Annotated in this window: 10 protein-coding genes; 4 read left to right on the forward strand and 6 right to left on the reverse strand. The window is 60.6% G+C overall.

From position 1 onward, the window contains the following. Positions 1-33: 33 nt before the first annotated feature. The gene (gene malE, locus ACL2XG_RS13580) at positions 34-1,227 is read right to left on the reverse strand and encodes a maltose/maltodextrin ABC transporter substrate-binding protein MalE (protein ID WP_413721968.1); all 1,194 of its coding nucleotides are present in this window, start codon (positions 1,225-1,227) and stop codon (positions 34-36) included. A 456-nt stretch (positions 1,228-1,683) separates the two neighbouring features. On the opposite strand from malE, the gene malK reads away from it, so the two are divergent. From malK to satP, 4 genes are all read left to right on the forward strand, one after another. After that, the gene (gene malK / locus ACL2XG_RS13585) at positions 1,684-2,793 is read left to right on the forward strand and encodes a maltose/maltodextrin ABC transporter ATP-binding protein MalK (RefSeq protein WP_410012415.1); all 1,110 of its coding nucleotides are present in this window, start codon (positions 1,684-1,686) and stop codon (positions 2,791-2,793) included. A gap of 39 nt (positions 2,794-2,832) precedes the next feature. After that, complete coding sequence (locus ACL2XG_RS13590; RefSeq protein ID WP_410012416.1) at positions 2,833-4,122, forward strand: maltoporin; 1,290 nt, start codon at positions 2,833-2,835, stop codon at positions 4,120-4,122. Positions 4,123-4,233: 111 nt separating this feature from the next. Continuing rightward, the gene (gene malM, locus ACL2XG_RS13595; RefSeq protein WP_413721967.1) at positions 4,234-5,151 is read left to right on the forward strand and encodes a maltose operon protein MalM; all 918 of its coding nucleotides are present in this window, start codon (positions 4,234-4,236) and stop codon (positions 5,149-5,151) included. A gap of 235 nt (positions 5,152-5,386) precedes the next feature. Further along, the gene (gene satP / locus ACL2XG_RS13600; RefSeq protein WP_410012418.1) at positions 5,387-5,944 is read left to right on the forward strand and encodes an acetate uptake transporter; all 558 of its coding nucleotides are present in this window, start codon (positions 5,387-5,389) and stop codon (positions 5,942-5,944) included. 131 nt (positions 5,945-6,075) lie between these two features. Here satP and ygjG read toward each other — a convergent pair whose 3' ends face one another. The 5 genes from ygjG to ACL2XG_RS13625 all read right to left on the reverse strand — a co-directional run bounded on the left by ygjG (position 6,076) and on the right by ACL2XG_RS13625 (position 12,178). Beyond that, complete coding sequence (gene ygjG, locus ACL2XG_RS13605) at positions 6,076-7,524, reverse strand: putrescine aminotransferase (protein WP_410016650.1); 1,449 nt, start codon at positions 7,522-7,524, stop codon at positions 6,076-6,078. Positions 7,525-7,963: 439 nt separating this feature from the next. Further along, positions 7,964-9,388, reverse strand: a complete 1,425-nt coding sequence (gene patD / locus ACL2XG_RS13610) for an aminobutyraldehyde dehydrogenase (RefSeq protein ID WP_410012419.1) — start codon at positions 9,386-9,388, stop codon at positions 7,964-7,966. Between the two features lie 15 nt (positions 9,389-9,403). Then, positions 9,404-10,210, reverse strand: a complete 807-nt coding sequence (locus tag ACL2XG_RS13615) for an ABC transporter permease (protein WP_410012420.1) — start codon at positions 10,208-10,210, stop codon at positions 9,404-9,406. Continuing rightward, complete coding sequence (locus tag ACL2XG_RS13620) at positions 10,200-11,147, reverse strand: ABC transporter permease (RefSeq protein WP_410012421.1); 948 nt, start codon at positions 11,145-11,147, stop codon at positions 10,200-10,202. Before ACL2XG_RS13620 ends, ACL2XG_RS13615 begins: the two co-directional genes overlap by 11 nt. Before the next feature lie 5 nt (positions 11,148-11,152). After that, a complete protein-coding gene (locus tag ACL2XG_RS13625; protein ID WP_410016651.1) occupies positions 11,153-12,178 on the reverse strand; it encodes an ABC transporter ATP-binding protein in 1,026 nt (341 codons plus the stop codon). Positions 12,179-12,191 lie beyond the last annotated feature (13 nt).

Genomic DNA, 12,191 nt, shown 5'->3' on the forward strand with positions numbered 1-12,191 from the left:
TTGAACGCAGGCCCCGTGACGGCGGCCGGCGGATTATTTGGTAATGCGGTCCTTCACGCCGTCCAGCGCCGCCTGCACGCTTTGTTTACCGTTTATGGCGTTGACCACCGCGCTGCGCTCGGCATACCAAAACGCGCTCATCTGGGGAATATTGGGCATGATTTCACCCTGTTGCGCATTCGCCATGGTGGCGGCGATCCGGGGATCCTTGGCCAGCTCCGCCTGATAGCTTTTCAGCGCCACCGCGCCGAGCGGCTTGTCTTTATTCATCGCATCCAGTCCGTCCCTGGTCAGCAGGTAATTTTCCAGGAACTCTTTCGCCAGTTCCTTATTGGGGCTGGCGGCGTTAATCCCGGCGCTTAGCACGCCGACAAAAGGTTTCGACGGCCGGCCCTGGAAGGTAGGCAACGGCGCCACGCCGTAGTGAACGCCGCTTTTTTCCATATTGCCCCAGGCCCAGGGGCCGTCGATGGTCAAGGCGGTCTGTCCTTTGTTGAAGGCGGCTTCGGAGACGGAATAATCGGTATCGGCGCTGATATGCCCGCTTTTGACCAAATCGACGATAAACTGCAGCCCGGCGCGGGAGCCGGCATTGTTCACCCCCACATCCTTGATATTGTAACCGCCGTTTTCCGGCTTGAAGGCATAACCGCCGGCGGCGGCGATAATCGGCCAGGTAAAGTAGGGTTCCTGCAGGTTCCACATAATGGCGCTTTTGCCTTTGGCGCGCAGTCGGGTATCCAGCGCCGGGATCTCTTCCCAGGTTTTCGGCGGCGCGCCGACCAGATCCTTGTTGTAAATCAGCGACAGGGACTCCACCGCGATGGGATAGCCGATCAGCTTGCCGTTATAGCGCACCGCGTCCCAGGTAAAGGGGAACAGCTTATCCTGAAACGCCTGATCCGGCGCCACTTCCGCCAGCAGGCCCGATTGGGCATAACCGCCAAAGCGGTCGTGCGCCCACAAGATAATATCCGGCCCGTCACCGGTAGCCGCCACCTGGGGATATTTTTCCTCCAGCTTATCGGGATGCTCTACGCTCACCTTGATGCCGGTATCCTGTTCGAACTTCCTGCCGACTTCAGCCAGGCCGTTGTAACTCTTGTCGCCGTTGATCCAGATAAGCAGCCGGCCTTCTTCTATTTTGGCGAACGCCGAAGAACAGGTCATCGCCGACATCAGGGACGACAGCGCCAGGGTACGGAGAGTGCATTTGATGCGGGTCATAGTTCCATCCTTACTGGTGGCAGCGTTCCCAACGCGCGCAAAGCGGGTCCCGACAGGCATCGCACCTGCAACCAGCCCGGCGATGTCCGGGGCGCACGGAAAGCTGTGGTGAATTTACACACCGGACATACTGCGTTTAACCTCGGGCGCGCTCATCCTCCCCCGTCCTACGCCCCTGCGCCTCCCGATGTGACCGCATTAACACTCCGTGGACAATTTGCGGGGCAAGCCACAAAAAGCATGCTGGATATTTGCCGCCGCCGTCACGTTTTTGCCGGCTCGCCGCCGACGCGGCCGTGAATGGCGCATTGCCGTCATCCCGCCGCCTCCCCCTTGAAAAAAACCGTCCCGGATGATTTCCCTGCCGCGCATTTCCCTCACACTTGCCGACACTTGATGTCAGCCTGCCGCCGCACCGCCGGGCGGCAGGGTAAACAGAGGCAGGAATCCGGGTCTATGGCAAGCGTGACGCTGCGCAATATCTGCAAAAGCTACGGTGAAAACGTGATTTCCCGCGATATCAACCTGGATATCGGCGAAGGGGAGTTCGTGGTGTTTGTCGGCCCGTCGGGCTGCGGCAAATCCACCTTGCTGAGAATGATTGCCGGGCTGGAGGACATCACCTCCGGCGAGCTGAAAATCAACGATCGCCGGATGAATGACGTGCCGCCCGCCGAACGCGGGGTCGGGATGGTTTTCCAGTCCTACGCGCTTTATCCGCACCTGTCGGTGGCGGGCAATATGTCCTTCGGCCTGAAGCTGGCCCGGGTGAAAAAAGAGGAAATAACGCGCCGGGTAAACCAGGTGGCGGAGATTCTCCAGCTCGGCCATTTGCTGGACCGCCGCCCCAAAGCGTTATCCGGCGGGCAGCGCCAGCGGGTCGCCATCGGCCGCACCCTGGTGGCGGAGCCGCAGGTGTTCCTGCTCGACGAACCCTTGTCGAACCTGGACGCCGCGCTGCGCGTCCAGATGCGTATCGAGATTTCACGTCTTCACCAGCGCCTGCGGCGCACCATGATTTACGTCACCCACGACCAGACCGAGGCCATGACGCTGGCGGACAAAATCGTGGTGCTCGACGGCGGGCGCGTGGCGCAGGTCGGCAAGCCGCTGGCGCTGTATCACTACCCGGAAAATCGGTTTGTCGCCGGGTTTATCGGTTCGCCGAAGATGAATTTCCTGCCGGTAAAAGTCACCGCCATCGCCATCGACCAGGTGCAGATCGCGCTGCACAACGGCCAGAAAGTGTGGCTGCCGGTGGAGAGCAGCCGGGTGGAGGTCGGCGCCACGATGTCGCTGGGTATCCGGCCCGAGCATTTGCTGGCCGGCAACATCGCCGATGTCGTCCTGGAAGGCGTGGTGCAGGTGGTGGAGCAACTGGGGTATGAAACCCTGATCCATATTCAAATTCCCTCGCTCCGCCTCAATCTGGTTTATCGCCAGAATGACGTGGTGCTGGTAAACGAGGGTGCCCAATTCGCTATCGGCCTGCCGCCCGAGCGCTGCCATTTATTCCGCGAGGATGGCAGCGCCTGCCGACGGTTACATCAGGAACCGGGCGTATAAGTCTGCCTGTCCGCAGGCAATAATAATCAGGAGAAAATAATGACTAACCTACGCATTTTACCTTTGTCAGTGGCAATCATCGCCGGCGCAGCTTCCGCCCAGGCGATGGCGGTGGATTTTGGCGGTTATGCCCGTTCCGGCATCGGCTGGACCGGGAGCGGCGGCGAGCAGCAATGCTTCAAGGCCACCGGCGCCTCCAGTAAATACCGTCTCGGCAACGAATGCGAAACCTACGCCGAATTAAAACTCGGGCAGGAGCTGTGGCGCGAAGGCAACAAGAGCTTCTACTTCGATACCAACGTGGGGTACTCCGTTTCCCAGCGTAACGATGACGAACCGCTGGAACCCAGCTTCCGCGAAGTCAACGTGGTGGGCAAGAATCTGATCGACGCCTTGCCGGGCGCCAATATGTGGGCCGGGAAACGTTTCTATCAGCGTCACGACGTCCATATGATCGACTTCTACTACTGGGACATTTCCGGTCCCGGCGCCGGTTTGGAAAATATCGATCTGGGCGTAGGCAAGCTGTCCCTGGCGGTAACGCGCAACAGCGAGTCCGGCGGCTCTTATGGTTATATCGATAACCAGCTCAACCAGGTGCCGACCATTAACGACATCTACGACGTGCGTATCGCCGAACTGGAAACCAACCCCGGCGGCAAGCTGGAATTCGGCGTGGACTACGGCCGCGCCAACGTGCAGGACAATTTCAATCTGGCGGACGGGGCCACCAAAGACGGCACCATGGCCACGATGGAGCATACCCAGACCATCGGCAACGGCTTTAACAAGTTTGTGCTGCAATACGCCACCGACGCCATGACCACCGATAATACCGGGCGCCCGCACGGCTCCTACGTCGATAACGACGGCCATATGATCCGCGTGCTGGATCACGGCGGCCTGGACTTCAACGACAAGTGGGCAATGATGTACGTCGGCATGTACCAGGATATCGACCGCGATAACAATAACGGCACCACCTGGTACACCGTCGGCATACGCCCGATGTACAAATGGACCCCGATCATGAGCACCCTGTTGGAAGTCGGCTACGACAATGTCAAATCCCAGCGCACCAGCGATCGCAACGATCAGTATAAAGTGACGCTGGCGCAGCAGTGGCAGGCCGGGGACAGCATCTTCTCCCGTCCGGCGATCCGCCTGTTCGCCACCTACGCCAAATGGAATGAAAAATGGGGTTATGGCAATAACGACGCCGGTTTTACCAACGGCATCGCGTATAGCGATAACAGCTCGACCACCTTCAGCCGCGGTAAGGATGATGAAGTCTCCTTCGGCGTGCAGATGGAAGCCTGGTGGAAATAATCTCCGGCGCGTCCCGCCCCCGGGGGTAGGACGCGTGGGATAGTACCTGGCGGGCCGGCGCTACTTGCCCGGCGACGGCCCGTCGCTCGTCACGCTGAAAAGGCGATAATAATGAAAATAAAAATACTTTCCCTGTGCCTGATGGCCGCACTGAGCGCCACCCTGCCGGCCACCACGCTGGCGGATACCCTGACCAACCCCCAAGATATGTCGGTGGCGCCGGTGATACCGCAGTCCACCTTGCGGCAATTGCCCTGGCAGACGCTGATGCCCCCGGCCAGGCAGGAAATCATTCTCGACGCCGCCTCGCCCCGCATCCAGATGGGCGATATCACCGGGCCGGTGGCCGCCATTACGCTGCCGGCCAACCGCGGATCGCTGGCCATCACCCTCAGCAGCCTGGCTAAAGGCCAGTCGATCTATGCCCCCAACGTGCTGGTGCTGGATGAACAACTGCGTCCGGCGGCGTTTTTCCCCAGCAGCTATTTCCCCTATGAAAAACCGGGCGGCATGTCGATGGACCGGCTGGAAGGCACGCTTAAGCTCACCCCCGCCCTGGGACAGAAACAAATCTACCTGCTGATCTATACCACCCGCCAGGACCTGCTGACCACCACCACCATGACCAATCCGGCCAAGGCCTACGCCGAGGGCGTCGGTAATGCGGTGCCCGATATTCCCGATCCCATCGGCCGCCATAGCGACACCGGCACCATCAGGTTAAAAGTGGAGGCGGAACAGAAGAGCGGCAATATCACCATCGGCCAGATCTTCTCCGGCCCCGAGACGCAGCCGGTCGTGGTCGGCAATACCGCGCCGCCGGCGCCGGCGCCCCAGGCCGCGGCAGCGGCAGCGGGACCGGCCGCGCCGATGCTTAACGATACCGAGAGCTATTTTAATCAAGCCATTAAACAAGCGGTGCGCGACGGTAATATCGATAAGGCGCTGAAGCTGCTCAACGAAGCGGAGCGGCTGGGATCGTCATCGGCGCGGCAAACATTTATCAGTAGTGTAAAAGGCAAGGGGTAAGGTTATCCCGATACTGCTGATATTTGGCAGAATATTGGTGCGCCCAGGCGCACCTTTTTTTTCCGGCCGGCAAAAACCGGCAAAAATCACCCGGCACTAATCTAAATCATTGTTTCAGCCGTGCAAGGTCATTATGATGCCGCAGCCCTCCTTCGGCCGCAGAGCCATCTTCGCCGTCGCGGGACGCAACAGGACAGTCAGTCCACTTCATTTTGCTTTTTTCTGCTGAGGATATATGCATACCTTTAAGTTGGCGAACCCCGGCCCGCTGGGATTAATGGGTTTTGGGATGACCACCGTCTTGCTAAACTTGCATAACGCCGGTTTTTTCCCTTTAACCTCGATCATTATCAGTATGGGGATTTTTTACGGCGGCATTGCCCAAATCATCGCCGGTATTATGGAATATAAGCACGGCAATACCTTCGGCACCACGGCGTTTACCTCGTACGGCGCGTTCTGGCTGAGCCTGGTGGGGATTCTGATGCTGCCGCGCATGGGCCTGGCCGAGCCGAGCGACGCGGTATTTTTAGGCGTTTACCTGGCGCTGTGGGGCATTTTTACCCTGTTTATGTTTTTGGGCACCCTTAAATCCAGCCGTGGCCTGCAAATCGTGTTCGGCAGCCTGACCGTGCTGTTCGCCCTGCTGGCCGCCGGCAATATTACCGGCAATCATCAGATCATCGTCATTGCCGGCTATGAAGGCCTGTTCTGCGGCGCCAGCGCCATTTATCTGGCCATGGCGCAGGTGGTCAATGAACAGCTGGGCCGCCAGGTGATGCCGGTCGGCTGAGCATCACGACGCTTACCGCGGGATTTATGCCGAACCGGTGGGGGGGCGCCTAGGAGTAAGCTTTATGCCGCCTAGGCAAAACCCGCGCCGACACGGCAACCCCTCCCGCAAGCGCCAACGGCGGGTCCGTCTTATGCGGTCAGGCCGGTCGAGGCGGCCAAGGGGAACGGTATGTGTGCCTGCGTTTGCGGCTGCGCCACCGTCGTCGCCGGCGTTTTGTAATGGGCCGGTTCCTTGCCGCGCATCTGGTCCAGTACCCGTTCCGCTACCGCGAGCACCTGCTGGCAATACTCGGGGGTAATGGTCAGGGGCGGCTCGATGCGGATGGTTTTGGAATTGTTCAGCGTACCCGCCACCAGGATTTGATGACGGAACATACCCTGGGCAAAGGCATAACCGATATCGTTGCGTCTGAATTCCAATGCCTGCAACAGCCCGCGCCCGCGCGCCTCCACCATAAACTCTGGATACGCCGACGCCAGCCGGGCGAAACCGCTAAGCAAAATCTGGCCCTTAAGCGCCGCCTGCGCCGGCAAATCCTCACTCAGCAGCACGTTAATGGTCGCCAGGGCCGCCGCGCAGGCCAGCGGATTGCCGCCAAAAGTGGTGGTATGCAAAAACGGGTTCTCGAACAGCACCGAGAATACCTCTTCGGTGGCGACGGTGGCGCCGATCGGCATTACGCCACCGCCCAGCGCCTTGGCCAGGCACAGGATATCCGGCTGCACGCCTTCGTGCTCGCAGGCAAACATCCGGCCGGTGCGGCCCATGCCGGTCTGCACTTCGTCGAGGATCAGCAGCGCGCCCACCTCGTCGCACAGCGCCCGCACCGCCGTCAGGTATCCCTCCGGCGGAATAATGACCCCGCCCTCCCCCTGGATAGGCTCCAGGATAACCGCCGCCACGTCCGCGCCGGTGGACCGGCAGCGATAGACATGATCGCGCATCGCCCCGATATCGCCGAACGGCACATGATCGAAACCCTGCAGCATCGGCATAAAAGGACGGCGAAAGGTGGATTTGGCGGTGGCGGACAGCGCGCCGAGGGTTTTGCCGTGAAAGGCGCCGGTGGCGGCGATAAAGGTGGTTTTGCCGCGCGGGGTTTGATACGCCTTGGCCAGCTTCAGCGCGCCCTCGACGGCCTCGGTGCCGCTGTTGCTGAAAAAACTGTATTTCAGCGTGCCGGGGGTGACCGCCGCCAGGGTCCTGGCGAGCATGGAGCGCAGCGGATCAAGCAGTTCCTGGCTATGCAGCGGTTGTTTCGCCAGTTGGTTTTCGACGGCGGAAAGAACTTTTGGATTACGGTGCCCCACGTTAAATATGCCGAAACCACCCAGGCAATCGATATATTCCCTGCCCTGGGTGTCGACCAGCGTATTAAGACCGCCGGCCCGCCATTCTACGGCTCCGTAATCCCCGCCTACCGTCACGGATTTACGGTAATCGAGAAAACCAGGATTCACATACTCTTTAAAATTGTTTATCACTTCCTTATTCAGGTTAACCATCTCATCATGCGTCAGCGTTTTTTTCTCAATCCACGAAAGCGCCTGCTGAGTACATTCTAACGGGGTAAGCATGGGGGTTGAACGAGACAAAATAAGCTCCTTGGAAGGAGATATCATATGATATCGATCTGACAGATGCAGCGTCCGGGCCAACTGTAACTACATGCTTAGGTTTAGAACAAAATATAAATAAGACCAATAAAAAAAGTTATTCACATAGGGAGAGAGAAGAACCGCGGCCGGAAATGCTGATTACTGCCAAAGGAAATATAAGGGGGATTTATTGCGAAAATAACCATGCACCATAATAGATCGCGCCTGCATTAAATAGGTGCAATTGACCAGTGATATTTAGCCAATAATATTTGAACGCAGAATTTTATAACAGACGCGGAGCGGAACGGCAATCTTTTTATGTCGATGGCAGCGCTTTTTATGGCAATTTTTTCGCGGCCCCGGCGCGGCGGCGAAAAACCCTATTCCCGCCGCCGACCGGAGTGATAAGCCGCGGCTAATGGCGAATCATGACATGCCGCACCGCGGTATAATCTTCCAGCCCGTACATCGACAGATCCTTGCCGAAGCCGGACAGCTTCTGGCCGCCGTGGGGCATTTCGCTGACCAGCATAAAATGGGTGTTGACCCAGGTGCAGCCGTACTGCAAACGGGCGCTAACCCGATGGGCGCGGCCGATATCCCGCGTCCATACCGACGAGGCCAGGCCGTAGGGGGAGGCGTTGGCCCAGCGTATCGCCTGCGCTTCGTCGTCAAAGACCGTGACGGTCACCACCGGCCCGAACACTTCGCGCTGGACAATTTCATCCTCCTGGCGCGCATCGGCCAGCACCGTGGGGGCAAAATAGAAACCCGGTCCGTCGATCGGCGCGCCGCCGGTAATCACCCGGATATGCGCCAACGCCCTGGCGCGCTCGACAAACCCGCTGACCCGCCGCAGGTGCTCAGCGGTAATCAACGGCCCCAGTTCAGTGCCGGCATCGGCCGGATCGCCGGTTTTAAGGGTGGCGACGCTTTTGCCCAAGGCGTCCACCAGCGCATCGTAAACGCCACGCTGCACATACAGCCGGCAGGCGGCGGTGCAGTCCTGGCCGGCATTATAAAATCCGAAGGTGCGCACACCGTCCACCACCTCGTCGATGTCGGCATCGTCAAACACAATCACCGGCGCCTTACCGCCCAGCTCCATATGGGTCTTTTTGATCCCCCCGGCGGTATGGGACAGGATATGCGCGCCGGTGGCAATCGAACCGGTCAGCGATACCATGCGCACCCGCTCATGGCCGGTCAGGGCGTCGCCCATTTCCGCGCCGGTGCCGAACAGCACGTTGACCACCCCCGCCGGCAAGATCGGCGCCATCAGCTGCGCCAGGAACAGCGCGGTCAGCGGCGTCTGCTCGGCGGGCTTGAACACCACGCAATTGCCGGCGGCCAGCGCCGGCGCCAGTTTCCACGCCGCCATCATCAGCGGATAGTTCCAGGGCGCGATGGAGGCGATGACGCCGATGGGATCGCGCCTGATCATGGAGGTATGCCCTTCCAGGTATTCCCCGGCGGCGCTGCCGCCCAGGCAGCGGCTCGCGCCGGCAAAGAAACGGAATACGTCCGCCACCGCCGGGATTTCATCGTTGATAACGCAGTGGTACGGCTTGCCGCAGTTCAGGGATTCCAGGCGCGCCAGCGCCTCGCCGTGGCGCTCGATGGCGTCGGCCAATTGCAGCAACAGCGTGGCGCGGGTTTTCGGCGTGGTTTGCCCCCAGGTTTCAAACGCCGCGTCCGCCGCCAGCACCGCCGCGTCCACCTGCTCCAGGCTGGCCTCGTTAATGGTGATAATCGTTTCGCCGGTGGCGGGGTTTATCACCGGCGTCGGTTTGCCCGCGCCCGTCACCGACCTGCCGTCTATCAATAATGTGTCATGCATAGGAGAGTCCTTGGGTTATTTGCCGCTGCCCGCCACGCCCTCGCCGCCGCGTGTCAGGTAATAGGCCAGGAGTATCGGCAGCATGGTCACCAGGGTGACCAGCAGGGAAACGACATTGGTGATGGGCACATCGCGCGGACGGCCCAACTGGTTCATCAGCCACAGCGGCAGCGTGCGCTCATGGCCGGCGGTGAAGGTGGTGACGATGATTTCGTCAAACGACAGCGCGAACGCCAGCATGCCGCCTGCCAGCAGCGCCGAGGACAGCCCCGGCATCACCACATAGCGGAAGGTCTGCCAGCCGTCGGCGCCCAGGTCCATCGACGCCTCGATCAGGCTAAAAGAGGTGCGGCGCAGCCGGGCGATAACGTTATTGAAAACAATCACCACGCAGAAAGTGGCATGGCCGATAACGATGGTCATCAGGCCGGGGCTGATATCCAGCGCCTTGAAAGCGGACAGCAGGGCGATGCCGGTGATAATGCCCGGCAGGGCGATGGGCAGCACCATCATCATGGCGATGGCCTGTTTGCCCAAAAAATCCCGCCGGTACAAAGCCGCCGCCGCCAGGGTGCCCAGCAGCAGGGCAATCAGGGTCGCCAGGCAGGCCACCTGCAGGGACAGCCACAGGGCGGACAAAATATCCGGGCGCCCGGCGGCCAGTTCAAACCAGTGCAGGGTAAATCCCCGCGGCGGAAAACTGAACGCCGCGTCCTCGGTGTTAAAGGCGTACAGGGCAATGATCCCCAGGGGAAAATGCAGGAACAGGATACCGCCCCAGGCGGCAAGCCTCAGCGCCAGCGGCGCGCGATCAGAGCGCATCGAAGGCCCCCAGACGTTTGGCCAGGGTAAGATACAAACCGATCAACACCATCGGCACCAGCGTAAACGCCGCCGCCATGGGCATATTGCCGATGGCGCCCTGCTGGGCGTAAACCATGCTGCCGATAAAATAACCCGGCGGCCCCACCAGCTGCGGCACGATAAAATCGCCCAGGGTTAGCGAAAAGGTAAAAATGGAGCCGGCGGCAATGCCCGGCACCGCCAGCGGCAGCACCACATAGCGCAACGTCTGGTCCGGACGGGCGCCAAGATCGGCGGAGGCCATCAGCAGCGACGGCGGCAGGCGCTCAAGCGCCGCCTGGATCGGCAAGATCATAAACGGCAGCCAGATATACACAAACACCATAAAGCGGCCCAAATGGGAGGTGGACAGGGTGCTGCCGCCGATGCCCGGCACGGTAAGCACCGCCTGCAGCGCCGGCTGCAGGCCGAGATGCTGTAAAAACCACTGCAACACGCCGTCATGGGCCAGCAGCAGCGTCCAGGCATAGGCCTTAACGATATAGCTGGCCCACATCGGCATCATCACCGCAATATAAAAAAACGCCTTCCAGCGGCCGCTGGTATAACGCGCCATATACCAGGCGATGGGAAACGCCAGCAGCGCGCTGGCCAGCGTGACCGCCACCGCCATCGCCAGGGTGCGCAGGATAATGTCGTAGTTGGCCGGACTGAACAGCGCGAGGATATTGGCCGTGGTCAGCTCCGGCAGCACGGTCATGGTGAAATCGTCAAAGGTATAGGCGCCCTGCCACAGCAGGCTGAGCAAGGCGCCCAGGTAAATGATGACAAACCACATCAGCGGCGGCAGCAGCAGTAACGCCAGCAGCACCGCCGGCCTGCGGTAGAGGAATGTCGCTATCGCGCGGCCCGGGCGCCGGGCGGTTTGCGGCCGATCGGCCAGGCTCATAGCCATACTCCTTACTCCTCGAGGACGGTCATGGCCGCCCGGGACCAGGACGCGGTCAGCCGCTGGCCGAGGGCAATCCCTTCCTGGCCGGATGAACGTACCGGATGGGTCTCGCTGACGGAAAAATGGGTTCCCTCCGCCAACACCAGCTCATAGCGGGTCATCGCCCCCTGGAACAGGATATTGCTCACAACGCCGCTAACCGACAGCTCGCCGGCCGGCGCGGGCGCGCCCGCTACGCTGATGCGGGCAAACTCCGGCCGCACGGCGAACAGGCCGTTTTCGCCGGTCAGTTCCCGGGCCAGCTCGCCGCCAATCACATTGGCGCTGCCGACAAAATTGGCGACGAACCGGCTTCTGGGCTGAAGATAAAGCCGGCGCGGCGTATCCACCTGTTCAATGCGTCCCTGGTTAAATACCGCCACCCGGTCGGACATGGAAAGCGCCTCGCCCTGATCGTGGGTGACAAAAATAAAAGTGATTCCCAGCTCGCGCTGCAGGGTTTTCAGCTCGCCCTGCATCTGTTCGCGCAGCTTGAGATCCAGCGCCCCCAGCGGTTCGTCCAGCAGCAGGATGCGCGGTTCGTTGACCAGCGCGCGCGCCAGCGCCACCCGCTGGCGCTGGCCGCCGGAAAGGTGGGCCGGCTTGCGATCGTGCACATCGCCCAGCGCCACCCGCGCCAGCGCGGCCCGGGCCCGGGCCATGCGCTCGGCGCGCCCCACCCCTTTGACCATCAGGCCATAGGCCACGTTGTCGAGCAGCGACATATGGGGAAACAGGGCATAATCCTGGAACACGGTATTGACGTCGCGCTGATAGGGCGGCAGGTTGGCGGTGTCGACGCCGTGCAGCCGGATAACGCCGCCGTCCGGCTGCTCAAAGCCGGCAATCAGGCGCAGGCAGGTGCTTTTGCCGGAACCCGACGGCCCCAGCAGCGCGAAAAATTCCCCGTCGGGAATATCCAGCGATACCCCGTCCACGGCGGCAACGCCGTTAAAACGGCGCGTTACGTTATCCAGGCTCACCGCACTGTTCATCATGGCCCCTCCT

Source organism: Sodalis sp. RH24, from assembly GCF_047324145.1.
GTDB lineage: Bacteria > Pseudomonadota > Gammaproteobacteria > Enterobacterales > Enterobacteriaceae > Acerihabitans.

Excerpts from the sequence above, each read along its gene's own strand:
- malE (WP_413721968.1), bottom strand. The coding sequence starts at position 1,227 with ATGACCCGCATCAAATGCACTCTCCGTACCCTGGCGCTGTCGTCCCTG.
- satP (WP_410012418.1), top strand. The coding sequence starts at position 5,387 with ATGCATACCTTTAAGTTGGCGAACCCCGGCCCGCTGGGATTAATGGGT.
- patD (WP_410012419.1), bottom strand. The coding sequence starts at position 9,388 with ATGCATGACACATTATTGATAGACGGCAGGTCGGTGACGGGCGCGGGC.
- ACL2XG_RS13620 (WP_410012421.1), bottom strand. The coding sequence starts at position 11,147 with ATGGCTATGAGCCTGGCCGATCGGCCGCAAACCGCCCGGCGCCCGGGC.
- ygjG (WP_410016650.1), bottom strand. The coding sequence starts at position 7,524 with ATGCTTACCCCGTTAGAATGTACTCAGCAGGCGCTTTCGTGGATTGAG.
- ACL2XG_RS13615 (WP_410012420.1), bottom strand. The coding sequence starts at position 10,210 with ATGCGCTCTGATCGCGCGCCGCTGGCGCTGAGGCTTGCCGCCTGGGGC.
- ACL2XG_RS13625 (WP_410016651.1), bottom strand. The coding sequence starts at position 12,178 with ATGAACAGTGCGGTGAGCCTGGATAACGTAACGCGCCGTTTTAACGGC.
- ACL2XG_RS13590 (WP_410012416.1), top strand. The coding sequence starts at position 2,833 with ATGACTAACCTACGCATTTTACCTTTGTCAGTGGCAATCATCGCCGGC.
- malK (WP_410012415.1), top strand. The coding sequence starts at position 1,684 with ATGGCAAGCGTGACGCTGCGCAATATCTGCAAAAGCTACGGTGAAAAC.
- malM (WP_413721967.1), top strand. The coding sequence starts at position 4,234 with ATGAAAATAAAAATACTTTCCCTGTGCCTGATGGCCGCACTGAGCGCC.